The sequence below is a fragment of the Pantoea sp. SGAir0180 genome (assembly GCF_043546245.1).
The window spans coordinates 4,280,532-4,299,385 of the sequence record NZ_CP028071.1; the positions used below are offsets into that span (position 1 = coordinate 4,280,532).

19 protein-coding genes and 1 other RNA gene are annotated in these 18,854 nt (G+C 56.1%); 15 read left to right on the plus strand and 5 right to left on the minus strand.

The genetic code is table 11. From position 1 onward, the window contains the following. Positions 1-11 precede the first annotated feature (11 nt). The 10 genes from C1N58_RS20120 (at position 12) to C1N58_RS20165 (ending at position 9,304) form a co-directional block, all read left to right on the plus strand. Positions 12-1,451 carry an MFS transporter gene (locus C1N58_RS20120; protein WP_039341841.1) on the plus strand — a complete coding sequence of 480 codons (1,440 nt, stop codon included), beginning with the start codon at positions 12-14 and terminating at the stop codon, positions 1,449-1,451. Between the two features lie 297 nt (positions 1,452-1,748). Further along, on the plus strand, positions 1,749-2,093 hold the full coding sequence (locus tag C1N58_RS20125; RefSeq protein WP_044241509.1) for a glycine dehydrogenase: 345 nt from the start codon (positions 1,749-1,751) through the stop codon (positions 2,091-2,093). A gap of 28 nt (positions 2,094-2,121) precedes the next feature. After that, the gene (locus tag C1N58_RS20130) at positions 2,122-2,478 is read left to right on the plus strand and encodes an SFCGS family glycine-rich protein (RefSeq protein WP_006118330.1); all 357 of its coding nucleotides are present in this window, start codon (positions 2,122-2,124) and stop codon (positions 2,476-2,478) included. A gap of 3 nt (positions 2,479-2,481) precedes the next feature. Next, complete coding sequence (locus C1N58_RS20135) at positions 2,482-2,778, plus strand: DUF4312 family protein (protein ID WP_033740005.1); 297 nt, start codon at positions 2,482-2,484, stop codon at positions 2,776-2,778. A 33-nt stretch (positions 2,779-2,811) separates the two neighbouring features. After that, positions 2,812-3,588 carry a DUF4311 domain-containing protein gene (locus tag C1N58_RS20140; protein ID WP_006118328.1) on the plus strand — a complete coding sequence of 259 codons (777 nt, stop codon included), beginning with the start codon at positions 2,812-2,814 and terminating at the stop codon, positions 3,586-3,588. Positions 3,589-3,601: 13 nt separating this feature from the next. Further along, positions 3,602-4,246 (plus strand): DUF4310 family protein, encoded by a 645-nt coding sequence (locus tag C1N58_RS20145; RefSeq protein ID WP_054633034.1) that lies wholly within the window; start codon positions 3,602-3,604, stop codon positions 4,244-4,246. 53 nt (positions 4,247-4,299) lie between these two features. Beyond that, positions 4,300-5,433 carry an amidohydrolase/deacetylase family metallohydrolase gene (locus C1N58_RS20150; RefSeq protein WP_054633035.1) on the plus strand — a complete coding sequence of 378 codons (1,134 nt, stop codon included), beginning with the start codon at positions 4,300-4,302 and terminating at the stop codon, positions 5,431-5,433. Then, positions 5,417-6,532 (plus strand): DgaE family pyridoxal phosphate-dependent ammonia lyase, encoded by a 1,116-nt coding sequence (locus tag C1N58_RS20155; protein WP_033740001.1) that lies wholly within the window; start codon positions 5,417-5,419, stop codon positions 6,530-6,532. The genes C1N58_RS20150 and C1N58_RS20155 overlap by 17 nt, the downstream gene beginning before the upstream one ends. Further along, positions 6,532-7,272 carry a 2-dehydro-3-deoxy-phosphogluconate aldolase gene (locus C1N58_RS20160; RefSeq protein WP_054633036.1) on the plus strand — a complete coding sequence of 247 codons (741 nt, stop codon included), beginning with the start codon at positions 6,532-6,534 and terminating at the stop codon, positions 7,270-7,272. The genes C1N58_RS20155 and C1N58_RS20160 overlap by 1 nt, the downstream gene beginning before the upstream one ends. 118 nt (positions 7,273-7,390) lie before the next feature. Then, positions 7,391-9,304, plus strand: a complete 1,914-nt coding sequence (locus C1N58_RS20165) for a BglG family transcription antiterminator (protein ID WP_039341856.1) — start codon at positions 7,391-7,393, stop codon at positions 9,302-9,304. 38 nt (positions 9,305-9,342) lie between these two features. Here the strand turns inward: C1N58_RS20165 and C1N58_RS20170 are convergent, their stop codons facing one another. Continuing rightward, positions 9,343-10,242, minus strand: a complete 900-nt coding sequence (locus tag C1N58_RS20170) for a LysR family transcriptional regulator (RefSeq protein WP_033739998.1) — start codon at positions 10,240-10,242, stop codon at positions 9,343-9,345. A 129-nt stretch (positions 10,243-10,371) separates the two neighbouring features. Between C1N58_RS20170 and C1N58_RS20175 the strand changes: the two genes are divergently transcribed. Next, the gene (locus tag C1N58_RS20175; protein WP_033739997.1) at positions 10,372-11,076 is read left to right on the plus strand and encodes a pirin family protein; all 705 of its coding nucleotides are present in this window, start codon (positions 10,372-10,374) and stop codon (positions 11,074-11,076) included. A 203-nt stretch (positions 11,077-11,279) separates the two neighbouring features. Here the strand turns inward: C1N58_RS20175 and dolP are convergent, their stop codons facing one another. From dolP to C1N58_RS20195, 4 genes are read right to left on the minus strand one after another with little or no spacing between them, the layout of a single operon-like run. Next, complete coding sequence (gene dolP / locus C1N58_RS20180; RefSeq protein ID WP_006118323.1) at positions 11,280-11,852, minus strand: division/outer membrane stress-associated lipid-binding lipoprotein; 573 nt, start codon at positions 11,850-11,852, stop codon at positions 11,280-11,282. Between the two features lie 14 nt (positions 11,853-11,866). After that, on the minus strand, positions 11,867-12,454 hold the full coding sequence (gene diaA / locus C1N58_RS20185) for a DnaA initiator-associating protein DiaA (protein WP_006118322.1): 588 nt from the start codon (positions 12,452-12,454) through the stop codon (positions 11,867-11,869). Between the two features lie 14 nt (positions 12,455-12,468). After that, positions 12,469-12,864 (minus strand): YraN family protein, encoded by a 396-nt coding sequence (locus tag C1N58_RS20190; RefSeq protein WP_006118321.1) that lies wholly within the window; start codon positions 12,862-12,864, stop codon positions 12,469-12,471. Further along, positions 12,822-14,861, minus strand: a complete 2,040-nt coding sequence (locus tag C1N58_RS20195; protein WP_058708640.1) for a penicillin-binding protein activator — start codon at positions 14,859-14,861, stop codon at positions 12,822-12,824. The genes C1N58_RS20190 and C1N58_RS20195 overlap by 43 nt, the downstream gene beginning before the upstream one ends. Before the next feature lie 62 nt (positions 14,862-14,923). On the opposite strand from C1N58_RS20195, the gene rsmI reads away from it, so the two are divergent. From rsmI to C1N58_RS20215, 4 genes are all read left to right on the plus strand, one after another. Then, on the plus strand, positions 14,924-15,784 hold the full coding sequence (gene rsmI / locus C1N58_RS20200; protein WP_054633038.1) for a 16S rRNA (cytidine(1402)-2'-O)-methyltransferase: 861 nt from the start codon (positions 14,924-14,926) through the stop codon (positions 15,782-15,784). 54 nt (positions 15,785-15,838) lie between these two features. After that, positions 15,839-16,214, plus strand: an RNA gene (gene rnpB / locus C1N58_RS20205) — RNase P RNA component class A. A gap of 446 nt (positions 16,215-16,660) precedes the next feature. After that, positions 16,661-18,271, plus strand: a complete 1,611-nt coding sequence (locus C1N58_RS20210; protein WP_054686996.1) for a glucan biosynthesis protein — start codon at positions 16,661-16,663, stop codon at positions 18,269-18,271. Positions 18,272-18,702: 431 nt separating this feature from the next. After that, on the plus strand, positions 18,703-18,849 hold the full coding sequence (locus C1N58_RS20215; RefSeq protein ID WP_155550063.1) for a hypothetical protein: 147 nt from the start codon (positions 18,703-18,705) through the stop codon (positions 18,847-18,849). The last annotated feature ends 5 nt before the right edge of the window (positions 18,850-18,854 follow it).

The window sequence follows — 18,854 nt, forward strand, 5'->3', positions numbered from 1 at the left end:
AAGGATCCGTTATGAACACAGGTTCTGATCCCTTAACGCTGAAACTGCCTCTGCGTGAGAAGTTTGCTTACGGCATCGGTGATTTCGGCTCCAACCTGATGCTGGCTATCGGGACGCTTTACTTACTTAAGTTTTACACCGATGAACTGGGGATGCCGGCCTGGTATGGCGGCATGATTTTCCTCGTCGCCAAATTCTTTACGGCCCTTACCGATATGTTTACGGGCATCGTGCTGGATTCACGGCGGACAATTGGCACAAAAGGAAAATTCAGGCCGTTTATCCTGTATTTTTCGCTGCCGGTCGCGCTGGTGGCGGCGGCGCAGTTTGTGGCGCATGACCTCAGCCTGACATGTAAAACGGCTGTCGCCACCGCGCTGTTTATGCTGTTTGGCCTGTTTTACAGTCTGATGAACTGTTCCTACGGGGCAATGGTGCCTGCCATCACCAGGAATCCCACCGAGCGCGCTCATCTTGCCGCCTGGCGGCAGGGCGGGGCCACGTTAGGATTGCTGGTTTGTACCGTAGGCTTTATGCCCATCCAGTCGCTGTTTGTGGGCAAAAGTGCGCTGGGTTATCAGGTGGCGGCTGCCGTCTTTGTCACTGGCGGATTGCTGTGCATGGGGCTTTGCTACAGCGGCGTGAAAGAACGCTATGTCGAGGTCACGCCCGCCCATCACAAACCTGGCGTTGCAACCGCCTTTCGCGCCATCTTTCACAATCCGCCCTTGCGGACGCTGTGCCTGGCGAACCTGTGTACCCTGGCGGCATTCAACATCAAGCTGGCGATTCAGGTTTATTACACCCAGTACGTGCTGAACGATGTCAGTCTGCTCTCCTGGATGGGTTTCTTCAGCATGGGCTGTATTCTGGCCGGTGTGCTGCTGGTGCCCGCTGCGGTGAAACGTTGGGGTAAAAAGCAGGTGTATCTCGGTGGTTTAGTATTCTGGGCTGTCGGCGATCTGTGCAATTTTCTCTGGGGCAGCACATCGCTAATGTTCGTCCTGTTCTCCTGTATGGCGTTCTTCGGCACAGCGTTTGTGAACAGCCTTAACTGGGCGCTGGTGCCGGATACCGTCGAGTACGGTGAATGGAAAACCGGTATCCGCGCAGAGGGCGCCTGCTATACCGGCTACACTTTCTTCCGTAAAATCTCTGCCGCCATGGCGGGGTTTTTGCCGGGCCTGATGCTGACACAAATCGGCTATGTGCCGAATGCCCTTCAATCGGATGCCACGCTGGCGGGGCTGCGGCAGTTGATCTTTATCTGGCCCTGTACGCTGGCCATCGCGGCGGCACTGATTATGGGATGGGGATACAGGCTCAATGAAGCGCGTTTCGCGCGCATTGTCGCGGCCATTAACCAGCGTAAACGGCACGCTCTTGCCCCTGCTGCTATCCCAACGCGCAACGAGGCCTGCGTTCAGGTGACGGGTGCGGAAAAGCCATAAGTTTCTCTGTTAAGACGTGATGGCAGGTAACTGTTTGTCGGTTTTGTGACAGCGGTACAGTACCGGCCATCGCGCATTATGTGTTCACAGGCGCATCACTGCGTACAGGTAAGACAGCCTAACCTGTTGTTTTACATAACCCGACTCTCCATTCTCCCCCTGTTCACTCCCCACTTTGCGGCACCGATCACGCTCAGGTGCAGGATTTCCACTTCGAAACGGAAAAAGTCGTTCTCCACAGCCGCGCGGACTCTGTTTAGTTTGTGATCACGCTGAATGCGTAACGGGATGCAGACGATGAGCACGTGTAATGGAGCGGTAGCGATGAACGCGTCACAAGACGAGCAGCAAACGATTCAGGCCCTGGCGGATCGCGTAATGACCCAGATCGGCGCGCTGTTTGCCGAGCGGTCCATTAAGCCGAATGCGGTACAGCTGCAAATGCTGGCTTCGCATGTCCGCGCAATGGCATTGCGATCGGTAACCGGTGAAGGGCTGCCGGAGGTGGAGGCGGATCTGTTCGATGAGATCTCGCCAGCGTCAATGGCACTGGCGCAGCAGGTCGTGGATCTGTTTGGCAATTTACCGCCGGAAGAAGCCTGGCTGCTCTCCGTCCACTTTGAAGTGGCTAAGAACGACTGATTTTCACCATCATGAGAGGTACAGACATATGGTAACCGTAGTAATAGGCGATCGATTAGGTAAAGGACAGAAAGTGGCGGCCGGCGTTGAGAAAGCGGGCGGGCGTGCTGTTGTCGTGCCCGGCGTGGCAGCTGACATGAAGTTGGGCGATGTGATGAAGGCTGAGAATGCCGATTTTGGCATTTCTTTTTGTGGCAGCGGCGGTGCGGGGGCGATTACGGCACAAAACAAGTATGGCTACAAAGCCAAACACGGCATGCGCTCAGTGGATGAAGGAGTGACAGCCATCAACGAAGGCGCCACCGTGCTGGGCTTCGGGTTTATGGATAAAGAAGAGCTGGGTGAACGTCTGGTTCAGGCCTGGCACAAAAAACACGGTGGATAAGGAATGAAAGAGACCTTTACAACCTCGGTAGCCGTAAGCGGCAAAGGCGATACCAAAGCGAAAGCGTTCTCTGATGCGCTCAGCCGGGTGCAGCACGAAGTCCTGCGCAACGCCAACAAGATTTTGCTGCGCATCGAACCCCAGGACGTAAAGGTGGTGCGCGCGCAGGAGCGCGTCAGAACCGAAAAATTTCTTTTCTTTTTCCTGGCACGCGAGCGCAGGCACTTCAGTGTCGATCTGGAGGTCACCATCAACGTGACCTGTCTGGACGGCGATAAAGTGGCGTTCACCCGCGTGTAAGTCAGCCTCAAACAACATAAATAAGGAAAGAGGATGTTTCTCATCATTTTGCTCAAGTCGTTAATCATCGGCGGCCTTGTGGGCGTCGGTGTGGGTGCTGGCGCTGCCCGCATGTTCCACGCGCCGACGACACAAGGTATGGGCGCGTTTCGCACACTGGGTGAACTCAACTCCTGTGAAGGCGATCCCGCTTCTCACTTCTCTTTTGGGTTGGGTTTCTTTTTCAATGCCTGGGCTTCCTCCGTTGCGGCGGGTGCATTCACCCAGGATGTGGATCACCGCATCATTCCCAACTGGGGCGCGGCGGCCATCATGGTCAAAAACCGCAACGTCGCGCAAACGCTGCACGATCCAAAAAAGATGGCTATCGCCTGCGGCATCATCGGCATGGTGGTGGTCGCGTTTTTGAATTCGACGGCCTCTGCCGTTCCGGCGGCCCTGCAGGTTACGGCGGTCAAAGTACTGGTCCCTGCGGCGAATCTGCTGGTGAACACGGTCATGCCCGTCATCTTCTGGCTGGCCGCAATCGATGCCGGTAAGAAATCGGGCTTCTGGGCCACCATTTTTGGCGGTCTGGCGCAGCTGATTATGGGCAATGCGGTACCGGGCCTGGTGCTGGGTATTTTGATTGGTAAAGGGGTTGAAGAGAGCGGCTGGCACAAAGTGACCAAAGTCATGATGACCGCCATCGTTGCCCTGTTTGTCCTCAGCGCCTTCTTCCGCGGTTTCGATATGAAGATGCTGCAATCCTTCCAGCTCGGCATTCCTGGCTGGCTCGACAGTATTCATAACAGCCTGAGCGGCAAATAACGGAGCGTCTGCAATGGAAGAATCAAACAAAGGTTTCTGGTATGCCGACTGGTCATTCCCGATTTTTGTCGGTTTGCTCTCCTCCGGCGTGTTTGCCGGGACCCATATGTACTACCTGTACGGCATTGGAGCGTTTAACGAAGTTGCTTTCGTGTCCATGCTCCGGGCCGGAATCGATACCGGCGTCTATGGGGCGGTGGCTGCGTTCGGAGCCAGCTTCCTGTTCGCCCGCATCATTGAAGGATCGCTGGTCGGGATTCTGGACATCGGTGGTGCGATACAGACCGGTGTCGGTCTGGGCGTGCCGGCGTTGCTGCTCGGGGCGGGTTTTGTTTTCCCCGTCGCCAACTTTGCGGCTTCGCTGGTCACCGGCCTGATTCTCGGTGTGGCAATCGGTTACGTCATTATCCTGGCGCGTAAGTTCACCATCAATCAGAGCAACAGCACGTACGGTGCGGACGTCATGATGGGGGCGGGCAATGCATCAGGCCGTTTCCTGGGACCCTTGATCATTCTGGCCGCGATGGGTGCCTCAATTCCTATCGGCCTCGGATCCTTGCTGGGCGCGCTGGTGTTCTATCTGTGGAATAAACCGATCACGGGCGGTGCGATCCTGGGTGCCATGATCCTGGGCGCGATCTTTCCTGTGGCGATCTGACCCTGTTATCTCCCGATCGGTTCAGGCCGATCGGGGCAGTTAAGGAGGTTCCTGTGTACGATCTGATTCTGCGGCGTGCGCGTTTGCCCGATGAAACCCTGATCGATATTGCGATACGTGACGGCAAGATTGCCGCCACAGGTGAAATCAGCGGCCACGCAACCGTCGAGAAAACGCTGGCAGAAGGCTGTTATCTCAGTGCGGGCTGGATTGATTCGCATGTGCACTGCTATGAAAAATCCCCCGTCTACCACGATCATCCCGATCGGGTTGGCGTGGAAAGCGGCGTCACCTGCGTGGTGGATGCAGGCAGTACTGGCGCGAATGACATTGACGATTTCTGGCAGCGCACCCGAGCGGTGAGCACGCAGGTTTACGCGCTGCTGAATATCGCACGCACTGGCATCATTACCCAAAATGAACTGGCGGACATGACGCAGATTGATCGCCAGGCCATTGCCGACGCGGTAAAACGTCACCCCGACTTTATTGTGGGGCTTAAAGCCCGTATGAGCAGCAGCGTAGTGGGCGAAAACGGCATTAAGCCGCTGGTCCTCGCGAAAGCTATTCAGCAGGAAAACGGCCATCTGCCGCTGATGGTGCATATCGGTAACAACCCACCCAACCTTGATGAGATCGCGGAACTGCTGACCTCGGGTGACATCATCACTCACTGCTATAACGGCAAACCCAATCGCATCCTGACACCCGACGGCGAACTGCGTGCCGCCGTCAAACATGCGCTGGCACGCGACGTACGGCTTGATGTCGGCCACGGCAGCGCCAGCTTTAGTTTCGAGGTCGCGCGTGCGGCCATCGCACAGGGCATTTTGCCTGACACCATCAGTTCGGATATTTACTGCCGTAACCGCCTCAATGGACCGGTTTATACCCTGGCCCATGTGATGTCGAAGTTTTTCAATGTCGGCATGACCCTGCCACAGATTATCGCCTGTGTGACTCACCAGGCAGCCAGCGGCCTGTGTTTACGCCACAAAGGCCGTATTGAGCCCGGCTACGATGCCGACTTTACGCTGTTTACCGTCGCGCAAGAGCCGGTGTCCTTTGTAGATGCGGAAGGGCTGGCGGAACAGGGCGATCGTCACCTGATCCCCCTTGCCGCCATTGTCGCCGGCGAGTGCTGGATTACTGAACAAGGAAAAAAATACCATGTCTTCTCTGTATGAAAAATATGGCCTGAAGCAGGTCATCAACGCCTCCGGTCGTATGACCATACTGGGCGTTTCAACGCCATCGGATGAGGTGATCGATACGGTTAAGTACGGTCTGGCGCACTACTTTGAAGTAAAGGATCTGGTCGATAAAACCGGCGCGTATATTGCTAACCTGCTGAAAGTGGAAAATGCGCTGGTGGTCTCCTGCGCCTCGGCAGGGATAGCCCAGAGCGTGGCCGCCGTCATTGTGAAAGATGATGACTGGCTGCTGGATAATTTACACAGTGCACCGCTGACCGTGCCGCGCGACATCGTGGTGCCAAAAGGGCATAACGTGAACTACGGTGCGCCGGTGGGCAGCATGATCGCGCTGGGTGGGGGCCGGACGGTTGAAGCGGGTTACAGTAATGAATGCTCGGCTCAGCAGCTTTCCGCCGCGGTGACCGATCAGACGGCCGCCATTCTCTACGTGAAGTCACATCACTGCGTACAAAAGAGCCACCTGAGCGTTGCACAGGCCGCAGAAGTCGCACGTAAGCATGGTGTGCCACTGATTGTGGATGCCGCCGCCGAAGAGGACTTGCAGTGTTACTACCAGGCCGGTGCCGATCTGGTGATCTACAGCGGCGCCAAAGCGATTGAAGGCCCAACCAGCGGCCTGGTTATCGGTAAGCACCAGCTTGTTGAGTGGGTAAAGCGCCAGAGCAACGGCATTGGCCGCACCATGAAAGTGGGCAAAGAGGGGATTCTGGGGCTGACGCAGGCCATTGAGTCCTATCTGACTCAGCCGAAAGTGACCGGCGCACAGATGGTAGAAAAAATGACGCCCTTTATTAACAACCTCAATGGGCTGGACGGCGTAACTGCGCGCGTCGTCTGGGATGCGGCCGGACGCGATATTGCACGCGCCGAAATACACTTTGATGAAGCCAAAATTGCGCGTCAAACCGGCGATCTGGTTCAGGCATTGAAAAACGGTGATATCGCCATTTACTTCCGTGGCTACAAAGCGAATGAAGGCATTATCGAAGCCGACGTGCGTAGCGTCAGCGCTGAGCAGCTGCATATCATTTTTACCCGTATTCAGGCGCTGATAACCGGAGAACACTAATGACGCTTACCCCTGATTTTTATCAAGACCGGCTGTGCCTCAACGTGCTGGCCGGCTCAAAAGAAAATGCGCGCGCTATCTGGCAGGCGGCAGAAGGGCACGTTCTGGTCGGTGTGCTATCGAAGAATTACGCCAGTCATGACGCCGCAATCGCGGATATGCGCGACTATGCTGCGCTGATCAATAATGCGCTCTCGATTGGCCTGGGCGCGGGCGATCCCCGGCAGTCACGCATGGTCAGCGAGCTGGCCGCTGAGCTACAGCCTCAGCATGTTAATCAGGTCTTTACCGGCGTTGGCACCAGCAGAGCGCTGCTTGGCCAGTCGCAAACGGTGGTGAACGGCTTGCTCTCGCCGACGGGGACGCCAGGAAAAGTAAAAATTTCGACCGGTCCGCTCAGCTCACAGCGCAACGACGGCATCGTGCCCATCGACACCGCCATCGCCATGCTGATCGATATGGGCGGCAGCTCGGTAAAATATTTCCCCATGGGCGGTCTGGACAGGGTGGAAGAATACCGCGCCGTGGCGGAGGCCTGTGCACAGCAGGATTTTTGGCTGGAGCCGACAGGCGGGATCGATCTGGCAAATTTTAGCGAGATCGTAAAAATTGCGCTGGATGCGGGCGTCAGCAAGGTGATCCCGCATATTTACAGTTCGATCATTGATCAGGCCAGCGGTGAAACCCGCGTGGATGACGTCAAACAGCTTCTGGCAATGAGCAAGTCCTTGCTGGCCTGACGTAGGTTGTGCGCTGGCGCAGAAAACTGTGGCCGGCGCGCCCTTTCCTGGACGTACAGCCGCGTTTCCTGCACTCTGTTAATGTTGCTCTTTTCTTCATTCAGTCAGGTAAACCGACGTGAGATTTCCTAATCAGCGCCTTGCGCAACTGTTTGACGCTTTGAAAAACGAAACCTTGCCTCAGGACGAGCTGGCCCGGCGCTTTGCCGTGTCAACGCGTACCGTACGCACGGATATCACCGCCCTGAATGCCTTACTGGAACAGCACGGCGCGCAGTTTGTGTTGAATCGCGGGGCCGGCTATCAGCTTAAAATTGCCGACGCGCAGCGTTTTACTATTCTCCAGCAGCAAACGCGTGCCCCTCTCCGGGTGCCGCGTACCTCTCAGGAGCGGATCCGCTATCTGCTGGTGCGCTTCCTGACCGCCGCCTATTCGCTGAAACTGGAAGCGCTGGCAGAAGAATGGTTTGTCAGCCGCGCGACCTTGCAGAATGACATGGCCGACGTACGTGAATGGCTCGGACGCTACCAACTCAGCATTGAAAGCAAACCGCACCACGGCATGAAACTGTTTGGCAGCGAGGTGGCGATCCGCACCTGCTTAACCGATCTGTTGATCGAGATCGATCAGTCGCAGCCAGACAGCCCGCTGATCACGCCGGAATCCCTGGAAGGTGGCCTGCTGGAAAGTCTGGAACCGTGCCTGCAACGCTGTTTTGCCCAGCACCATATCCGTCTCAGTGACGAAGGTGAACGCTATTTACAGTTTTACTGTGCGGTGGCGGTCCGGCGCATCAGCGAAGGTTATCCGGTTAACGATCCCGCGGACACGGAACAGATGGACGATGCGATACGCGACGCGGCACAAACCCTGATTCACTCGCTACTGCCGCTTATCGGCAAGCCCGTTTCGCCGGCGGAGGAGAGCTGGCTACAGGTTAATATCGCTGCCCGGCGCATTCAGGACAGCGCACCCAGCACGATCAATGCGGATGACGCGGATGCGCTGGTCGACTATCTGCTCAGCTTTATTAACACACACTACTATTACGATCTGCAGAACGATCCTCAGTTGCGTGCCGATCTGCTCACCCATATTAAAACCATGATCACGCGGGTGCGTTATCAGATCCATATTCCCAATCCCCTGTTAAGTAATATCAAGCAGCACTATCCGATGGCCTATGACGTAACGCTGGCGGCGGTTTCCAGTTGGGGCAAATATTCGCCTTACGTCATCAGTGAGAATGAAATTGGCTTCCTGGTGCTGCATATTGGCGTCGGGCTGGAGCGCCATTACAACGTGGGCTATCAACGTCGCCCTCAGGTGCTGCTGGTGTGCGACAGCGGGAATTCCACGCTGCGCATGATTGAAGCGATGCTGCTGCGAAACTATCCCCAGTTGCAGGTAACCCAGTGCCTGTCTCAGCGCGAATACGAAGCACGTCAACGTATTGAAGAAGACTTTGTCATCTCTACCGCGCGGGTCAGCGAAAAAGAAAAACCGGTGGTGGTGGTGGCGCCGTTCCCGACCGAATTCCAGCTGGAGCAGATTGGTAAGCTGGTGCTGGTGGATCGTACCCGCCCCTATATGTTGGAGAAATTTTTTGATGCCCGGCATTTTCGGATTGTTGATGCGCCCATGAGCCAGTCGGATCTGTTCCGGTTATTATGCGATCAGCTTGAGAATGAAGGGGTGGTGGATGAGGCTTTCTTTGCATCCGTGGAGGAACGCGAAGCCATTGTCAGTACCATGCTGGGCGAGGGCATTGCGCTACCGCACTCGCTGGGGCTCATGGCCCGGGAAACGGTCGTCTACACCGTGCTGGCTCCACAGGGTATTCCGTGGGGCGACGATACGGCTTACGTGATTTTTCTGCTGGCAATCAGTAAAAGCGAGTATGAAGAAGCCATGGCAATTTATGACCTTTTCGTCACGTTTATGCGTGAGCGGGCGATGACGCGCCTGCGCGACAGCACTGACTTCAGCAGTTTTAAAACCGTGGCGCTGGACTGCCTGAGTCGGCTGTAAGTGGGGGCAAGGTGGGCTGGATAGCGTCCAGCCCGTTATCAGTGTTTCTTTGCTAACAGGCGGGGGATTTCGCGCAGGCACCAGGCTTTCGCTTCGCCCATACTGTCACGACGCCAGGCCATGATGATGTCCACCTCGCGAGAATATTCCGGGCTGACGACCCGTAACCGCCCCTCCGCGATATCCTGCTCTACCATGTTATAGGGCATGGTCGCCACGCCTAAACCGGCCAGAAGCGCACGCCGCTTATCGTCCATCGTACTGACGGTCAGGCGTTGCTGTTTATCCAGCAGCTGTACGGTCAACACCGGCCTTTCGCGTGCGGTATCGGCCACGGCAATCCCCCGATATTTTACCCGGGTGACCTCTGAAAGCGGCTCGGGTTCGTTATGAATAGGATGGTCAGGGCTGGCGACATAAACGCTGACGATGCTGTAGAGTTTGCGGGTATTGATCTCAGTTGAGGCGCGAAAGTGCATATCCGGTGCGATAACGATATCTGCCCGCCCCTGTTCCAGCCTTTCCCAGGCACCTGCCAGCACTTCTGTCATAATGGATATCTGGGTGTTAGCCTTGTCAGCCAGCTTTGTAACCAGCGGGAACAGCGCATCGGTAGGGACAAGGGCTTCGGTCACGATGGTCAACTGCGTTTCCCAACCGCGCGCCAGCGCTTCGGCATCGGTCGTGAGTTTGTCAGCGGCTTCCAGCAACACCCGACCGCGCTCAAGCAGCATGCGTCCGACATTCGTAAACTTTGTGCGATGGCCAGAGCGGTCAAACAGCACCACATCCAGCTCCTCTTCCAGTTTCTGCATGGTGTAACTGAGTGCCGAGGGCACGCGCCCTAACTCATCGGCGGCGGCGGCAAAACTGCCCCGGCGATCGATAGCATCCATCACACGTAAAGCTTCAAGGGTTAACGCACGGTCTTTTGCCATCCTGGTTCTCTGTCAGGAAATTTGAATATGCCCGGCAGATTAACTGGCTAACAATCCGGCGTCCAGACTTTTACCATAAGGGAATCATACCCGTCGTCGATTCTTGCCGACGGATGCAGGAGGTAAACAATGATAACCACACGCAGTGCATCCGATTGTGGTCAGGCTGATTATGGCTGGCTACAGGCACGCTATAGTTTCTCTTTTGGCCACTATTTCGATCCCAAATTAATGGGTTATGCCGCTTTACGTGTTTTGAACCAGGAAGTGCTGGCACCCGGCGCGGCGTTTCAGCCGCGCACCTATCCTCAGGTGGACGTGTTGAATATTGTCCTGCAGGGTGAAGCGGAGTACCGCGACAGCGAAGGCAATCACATTACCGTCGGTGAAGGTGAGGCACTGCTGCTCTCTGCCCAGCCGGGCGTGAGCTACAGTGAACTGAATCCCAGTAAAGAGCGCTCACTGACCCGCATGCAGCTCTGGCTGGCGGCCTGCCCGGAACGGGAAAACGCACGTATGCAGAAAATCAGCCTGACCGCAGGAACGTGTTCGCAACTGGTGGCTTCGCCGGATGGCCGCGACAACAGCTTGCAACTGCGTCAGCAGGTCTGGATCCACCAGCTTGAGCTGGCGGCTGGCGAGCAGCATCTGGTGCCGCTGCATGGCGCGCGCGCCTATCTGCAGTCGATCCATGGTTCGCTTGAAGCCTCTGCAGGTGCATCGCATCAGGAAACGCTCGGCTGTGGTGATGGCGCGTTTTTGCAGGAAGAGCAGCAATTGTGGCTGGCTGCCCTCACACCGACGCGGGCGCTGGTAATCGATATCCCTGTCTGACGCGCTTCTGCTGGCGTGGCGTTGTGGCGGTATCACAACAGTGGATATCCTCGCAAAGACGGATAGCCGACAGCGAAGGGCGAAGTGGTGTGCATCAGCCAGGTCATGGGATCAGACGCCAGAAACGAGAAAAGCCGTCCCTGAAAGGGGACGGCTTTTTTATTCACGCGATTCAGGCAGGCAAGACCACCCTGACCTCCGCGTTATTTCACCATGGTAAAGGCCGTGGTGACGTGTTTCACCCCGCTTACCCGGCTGGCAATATCCGCAGCGGCTTTCGCTTCTTCCGGCGTGACCAGACCCAACAGGAACACCTCACCGTTTTCAGTGGTCACCTTCACGCTTGATGATTTCACCTGATCGCTGCCCAGCAGCTGCGAGCGGATCTTCGTGGTGATCCAGGTGTCAGCGGAGGACGTACCCAGACTGACTTTCGGCCCAATCCGAATCTCGTTATAGACTTCGGTGGCACCGTCAACGCCCATGGCGATCTGTTTCGCGCGGTTAGCGACTTCCTGATTCGGTGCCTGGCCGGTCAACAGAACCTTGCCCTGGTAGGCGGTGGCAATGACGCGGGCATCGGTTTTGATTTGCTGATCTTTAGCCAGCGCATTGCTGACGCGTAACTCCAGCGTGCCATCATCAACCTGCGTGCCCACAGAGCGGGGATCGGTGGCGGTTTTGGTCGCGACAGCGGCACTACCGGCCACCACCGCGACGCAGCCTTGCAGCAGCATGGCGGTTAAAACAATGGCTACAGCGTTCAATGCTTTCATGGGTGCTCCTTCCGTCATTCCTGGTGGGGAAACAAGGTGTTATCAATCAGATCGCACAAACAGTTGAGTGTTAACATATGCATCTCCTGAATGCGAGCACTGCGATGTGAAGGAATACGAATTTCCACATCCTGCGGTCCCAGCAATCCGGCTAATTCTCCCCCATCATAACCGGTAAGCGCAACGATCGTCATATCGCGCGTAACGGCGGCCTCGACAGCCTTGACGATGTCACGCGTATTGCCGCGGGTCGAGATGGCGAGCAGCACATCACCGTTTTGCCCGAGCGCGCGCACCTGCTTGGCATAAATCTCATCATGCAGGCGGTCATTACTGATCGCAGTCAGCATGACGTTATCCGCACTTAAAGCCAGCGCAGGCAGGCTGGGGCGTTCGGTTTCAAAACGATTGATCATGCTGGCGGCAAAATGCTGTGCGTTGGCGGATGATGCGCCGTTACCGCAACTCAGTATCTTGTTACCGTTGAGAAGGGACTGCACCATGGTCATTGCTGCACGTGAGATGGCATCAGGTAATGCCTCAGCCGCAGCGATTTGAGTTTGGATACTTTCAGTAAAACACGCTTTAATTCTTTCCTGCACACGACCACCTGGTTCTAAACGTCTGCATTAAAGGCATTGGGCAACCATTCGAGCGCCGGGCCTGTAATGGCGATGATGTCGAAACGGCAATTCACTGTTTCAAAACTGCCGCCGCGTTGCGCCAGCCAGAGAGAGGCAGCACGCAGCAGCTTGTGTTGTTTCTGTCGGGTAATGCTGGCCAGACTGCCGCCGAATCGTGCGTTACGGCGGTAACGCACTTCGACAAACACCCAGCATTGGTTGTCTCGCATTATCAGGTCAAGTTCACCTGCGCGATAGTACACATTGCTGGCGACCCATGTTAACCCCGCCCGCTCAAGATAGCGGCGGGCGCGTTGTTCATATTCGGCACCTGTACGGCGGCGGTTTAGCTGGCCGGTACGATATTGCCCTGACGATACTGGTTCCATGTCAACTTCCTGTTGATCACGCAATCAGGCGTCGCGCTGAGCTTGCCGGTATTGCCATCAAGAGAGAAGCCAGGCACCTGACGCATCTGATTGAAGTGGTTAGCCAGCGTCCAGGCATCCATCCCCATGGCATACAGGCGCACCAGTGAATAATCGTTGTTAAACGACCGGGCGGCCTGCTGCATCAGGCCTGGATTGGCGCCGGACAGCAGAGGGATATCGCTGTACTGCAGGCCTTCCATTTCCAGACGGAAATCCGGGCCTGCGCCAGCCTGAGCACTACGGGAACTGGCGTAGAGCGCGACGTTACTGCGGCTGCCGGTGCGCATGCTGATCATCGGTTTAATCAGCTGCAGTTCATCCTGCGTCGACACGATATAGGCCGCATCTACCGCACCCGACTCGCTGGCTGCCGGTGCGCTGGTTTGAGGGGCCGGTATAGTCAGCCCTGCAACGGACACGTTCTGCGGTTGGGACGCAGAAGGGATAACCACCGGCGTCCCGCTCATGCTGATTCCTGCACCGCTGTTGATGCCCTGCTTAAGCTCTGAAACCGAACCGAAACGCTGCTGGAGCACGGTGCCACCGCCCAGTGACTGCCACTCTTTCGCAAAGGCCGTTGCGACGCGATCGCCCAGGCCATTACGCGGGAGCAACAGCAGCGGCTGGCGCTTACCCTGATCCCAGATATGGTGAGCCGCATCGCGCGCTTCATCTTCTGGCGACAGCGCAAAGTAGCAGATATTGGGATGGTTCTGGATGTGTTCCGGCTCATTCAGGGCCAGAACGTTCAACGGTGTCTGGCTGTTGGCGACGGTTTCGACGTTGTTTTTCAACAGCGGGCCGACGACCAGTGTCGCGCCATCCTGTTGCGCCTGCTGCATCACCTGGGCGATGGGCTGGCTGCTGGTGTCATAGACTTTAACCTGCGCATTACTGGCCGGTTGCGCCGACGGCTGTTGCTGCTGTTGAGGCTGCTGGGCGGTCGTGGCAGGTTGCTGCGCCGTGCCCGTCTGCGTTGTTGCCGTAGGCGCGGCTGAGGGGCTGACAACCGTGTTGGCATCAGCAGGCTGCTGCTGATTCATCGCGATGGGATCCTGTGCGCTGCCCGGCGTTGCCTGAGGTGCCGCCGGGATAACACCGTTCTTCGCGTCGTTGAAGCCTTTCTGGATGGCGCTGGCAAACATCTGAGCCTGACCGTTGAGTGGCAGCAGCAGCGCGATGGTGCTGGTGGACGCTTTGGTGAAGTTCTGCACTTGGCTCAGCTGCGTCGGCAAGGTTTTGGACGCGGGATTGTCGGGATAGCGCGTCTGCCAGTCTTTAATGGCCGACTTAAGCATGTTGGCATCCTGCGCATTGGCGTGCCAGGCGGTCAGCAGATCCAGCCAGCCCTGCAGGATGTTTTCATCGGCATTGATGACCAGCGCGTTCATGTCTTGCTGTGACAGTTGCGTCAGTGCCTGCCAGGTTGCATCAATGTTCTTCTGACGTGCGTCACCCTTCAGCAACGGTTCCTGGGCAATGTAGGCACGGAGCAGGGCCAGAGAGGTTTTCCCCTGTGCGCTGGCGATCTGCAAATCGTAGTAGCGCGCCAGTTGATCCTGAGACAGTTCACTGGTTTTCACCTGGCTCAACAGTTGCTGCGCGTCAGCCACTTTTTGCTGTCCAATCAGCGACTGGGCTTTCAGCAAGCGTAATTCCTGTTGCTGTGTTGAGGACAGTTGATTAGGCAGTTCGCCAATCGCCTGGTCGGCCTGAGGATATTTTCCCTCTTTTAACAAGGCGCGGATTGCGAGTAATTGCCAGTCGGTCTTGCTATCATCGCTGCTTTGCTGCACCTGTTGCAGATAGTAAGCAGAATTATTGGTGGCTGGCCCCTGAATGTCTACGGACTGGCTTTTGGGACCCTGGCCACTACACGCGGCTAAAATCAGACCAGCAAGAAGGACAGGCACAAAGCGTCCTGCTTTATGACGAACGATTTTTGAAGGAAGCATACTGTATCCAGTGATGTTTTTTTCAAGATGCTCAATATTAAATCGGCAATTCGGATGAAACAATGAAACAACTCGATCGGGCAGACATTTCCGCCAGCACGCTTTACATCGTGCCAACCCCAATAGGTAATTTGGCTGACATTACCCAGCGGGCGCTAGCGGTACTTTCCAGCGTCGATCTGGTCGCAGCGGAAGATACACGTCATACCGGACTGTTGCTACAACATTTCGCCATCAATGCGCGACTCTTCGCACTTCATGACCACAACGAACAGCAGAAAGCAGACATCCTGCTCGCCAGGCTGCAACAGGGAGAAAGCATAGCTCTGGTTTCTGATGCTGGCACGCCGTTGATCAACGATCCCGGTTACCACCTGGTTCGCCGCTGCCGGGAGGCCGGTATTCGCATCGTTCCTTTACCGGGTGCCTGTGCAGCGATTACAGCATTAAGCGCAGCGGGATTGCCGTCTGATCGTTTCTGTTACGAAGGGTTTCTGCCAGCCAAAACCAAGGCACGCTGTGATGCGCTGCGGGCCCTTGCCGACGAGCCACGCACCTTAATTTTTTATGAGTCGACTCACCGTCTGTTAGACAGCCTGCAGGACATGGTGACCGAGCTGGGTGCCGATCGTTATGTCGTGCTGGCGCGTGAGCTGACTAAAACCTGGGAAAATCTCAATGGTGCGCCCGTGGCGGAACTGCTGTCCTGGGTCAAAGAGGATGAAAATCGCCGCAAAGGTGAGATGGTGCTGATTGTGGAAGGCCACCAGCCTGATGAAGAGGCTTTGCCAGCGGAGGCCTTGCGCACACTGGCCCTGTTACAGCAGGAATTGCCTCTAAAGAAAGCGGCCGCCCTGACAGCGGAGATTCATGGGGTGAAAAAGAACGCCCTCTATAAATATGCGCTGGATCAGCAGGCGTAAGCCGCCTGTTTTGCCTGCGTGACAGCGCCGGCTAAACGCTCTATAATGCGCGCCGAAGCTGACCAGACAGTCGCCGCTTTGTCGTCGTCCCTCTCTGAGGGAGACGGGCAAAGGGGAGGAAAGTCCGGGCTCCATAGGGCAGGGTGCCAGGTAACGCCTGGGGGGGAAACCCACGACCAGTGCAACAGAGAGCAAACCGCCGATGGCCCAGCAATGGGATCAGGTAAGGGTGAAAGGGTGCGGTAAGAGCGCACCGCGCGGCTGGTAACAGTCCGTGGCACGGTAAACTCCACCCGGAGCAAGGCCAAATAGGGGTTCACATGGTACGGCCCGTACTGAACCCGGGTAGGCTGCTTGAGCCAGTAAGCGATTACTGGCCTAGATGAATGACTGTCCACGACAGAACCCGGCTTATCGGTCAGTTTCGACTTATTCATGCAAACCCCGCGCAAGCGGGGTTTTTGCTTTATGGCGCAGCTATGCAGGCTTTGCTGTCTCCATCAGGCACAGGGGAAAGACGCGCACGACGTTGCCACGGGAGCCACTGTTCGGCGCGAGTCACACAGGATGGTTTGACGATGCCGTGGTAAAAAAATGCGGCAGGGCGGTTCTGTACGGGCGTCCGGGCTATACCCTTCGATCGGGGAAATAAGCGGCCGGTTGCCAGAGGGTGTGTTTCTCAGGCAAATCCCATGCAATTTCTCGCCAATGCCCTATACGCTCATCCGATGTGTTACATGATGGCTTGCCATCTGTTTGGGAGGCAACGATTTCTCTCGTCTATAGTTGAAGGCAGCTCGCCAGACGTCACTGATTTTATGTTTTGCCCCATTGGGCACGCATTCATTGAATGAAGATTAAAAAAACAGGTGGATCATGGTTACAAGAAGGGATTTATTAACGTATTCCGGGGCGTTTGCTGCCTTATCTGCTTTAGGCATTTCTCCCGGCGCGATGGCAGCAGGTGTGCTCAAACTGGGTAACAGCGAAACATTTAATTTTCAGACATTGATTGCCCGGGCTAAAGCGCTGGCAGCCAAACCTTACGAAAAACCCACCGAATTCGATCCGTCATTGTTGTCCAACATCACCTATGACGCCTACATGAAGACCGTGTACAAACCGGAATATGCCCTGTTCAAAAATGCCGGGCGTTTTCCTGTCACCTTTTTCATGGTTAACGGCCTGCACCGCATGCCGGTGAAAATGCACGTAGTGGAAAATAACGCCGCGCGCGAAATCATTCAAAATATTGATTACTTCACCACGACGGATAAAAGCGTCAGGTTGCCGACGCTGGAAGGAAACGTATTTTCGGGTTTCAGAGTGCTGGCAAGCCAGGACGCGTTAAAAACCAATCCCCAAAATGACTGGATTTCCTTCATGGGGGCGTCCTATTTCCGCGCTATTGGTGAATTAGGGCAGTTTGGTTTGTCCGCTCGCGGTATTGCCCTGAATACCGTCCAGCCCGGTGTGGATGAAGAGTTTCCTGATTTCACGGATTTCTGGTTCGAAGCGCCGAAAGATGACAGCAAAAACCTCACGGTCTATGCCCTGCTCAACGGGCCGAGCATAACGGGTGCCTACAAGTTTATCCTGCATCGTGGCAAAGGCGTGGTGCAGGACGTGGAATGCACGCTTTTCCTGCGTAAGGATATTCAGCGTTTCGGCATCGCGCCTCTGACGTCCATGTACTGGTTCTCAAAAACGGTCAAGGGGGCTGCGACAGACTGGCGTCCCGAAGTGCATGACTCCGATGGTCTGGCAATGTGGACCGGCAGCGGTGAACATCTCTGGCGACCGCTGAACAATCCGTTGCGTGTGGTCACCTCAAGCTTCCACGACGAGAATCCGCGAGGCTTTGGATTACTGCAGAAAGACAGGAATTTCGACAGCTACCTGGATGCTGCGCACTACGAGCGTCGCCCGGACCTGTGGGTCGAACCGCTAGGGAAATGGGGCAAAGGATCGGTACAACTGGTGGAAATACCGACCGATGACGAAATCTACGACAATATCGTCGCCATGTGGGTGCCGGATGCGCCAGCCAAAGCGGGTGATGAACATCATTTCCATTACCGGCTGCACTGGCTGTCCGATGAACCTTATCCCTCAACGTTGGCGCGCTGTGGTGCAACCCGACTGGGACGCGGCGGCGTGCCGGGATCTGACCGTCCGCATGACAGTCGTAAATTCACCGTTGAATTCCACGGTGGCAACCTGAATCACCTGCCGTCAGGCGTTGCGCCGGAAGCCGTGCTGTCAGCCTCGCGCGGGACGTTTGAGAACGTGCTGGTCTCTAAGCTGCCTGATGACTCCGGCAACTGGCTGGCGCAGTTTGATTTGGTGGCGGGGGACGGTGACCCGGTGGAGCTGAAGCTTTATCTGAAAGCGCAGGAAAACGTGGTATCTGAAACCTGGTGTTATCAGTACCATCCGTTTAACTCCCCCGCGAAGCCCTGGCCGGTCGCCTGCGACAAGAAGTAATATCCTCATCACGCCCACTCACCCGGTGGGCGTTTTTTTCGCGCACTCATCCCCTGTTTTTATCCCTGCTGGCAAGAAAATGCCCAGTATTGCCGGGCAGGGCGCCATCGGTCTGGCGATGCCTGACGAACTTTTCGGTGTCGGTTTCGCCATGGGCGGAGGGCCGGTAGGGTGGCTGCCCTGAGATCAAGGAATCCAGCGTTTACCGTTAACGGTGCGCAATCTGTTGATCCTGACGGTATGGCAGCCTCCATTTTTGCTGGTACCATGACGCCCCATTGTTGTACTCGGGTACCCTTGCGGATGGCCGCGATGTCGCCTGTTCGGGTGAACTCACCTTCGCGGTTATGAACGAACAGGTCGATCAGAAGGGGTGACTAAGTGAAGGCGACATTCGTAAGTGTTTGATTGAAAAGACTCAGCGAAACCAGATGGTTACGGAAAGCGTCAGTGCGTTAGCCTGCGCTGCGTCGCTCAGCGGCAACGTGGACCATGACATTCAGGGGCGGAAAACCGTTTACACGCTCTCTGGCGGCAATATTGATTTGTCCCGGGTTTCGGGTCTCGCTGACGCATAAAGGAT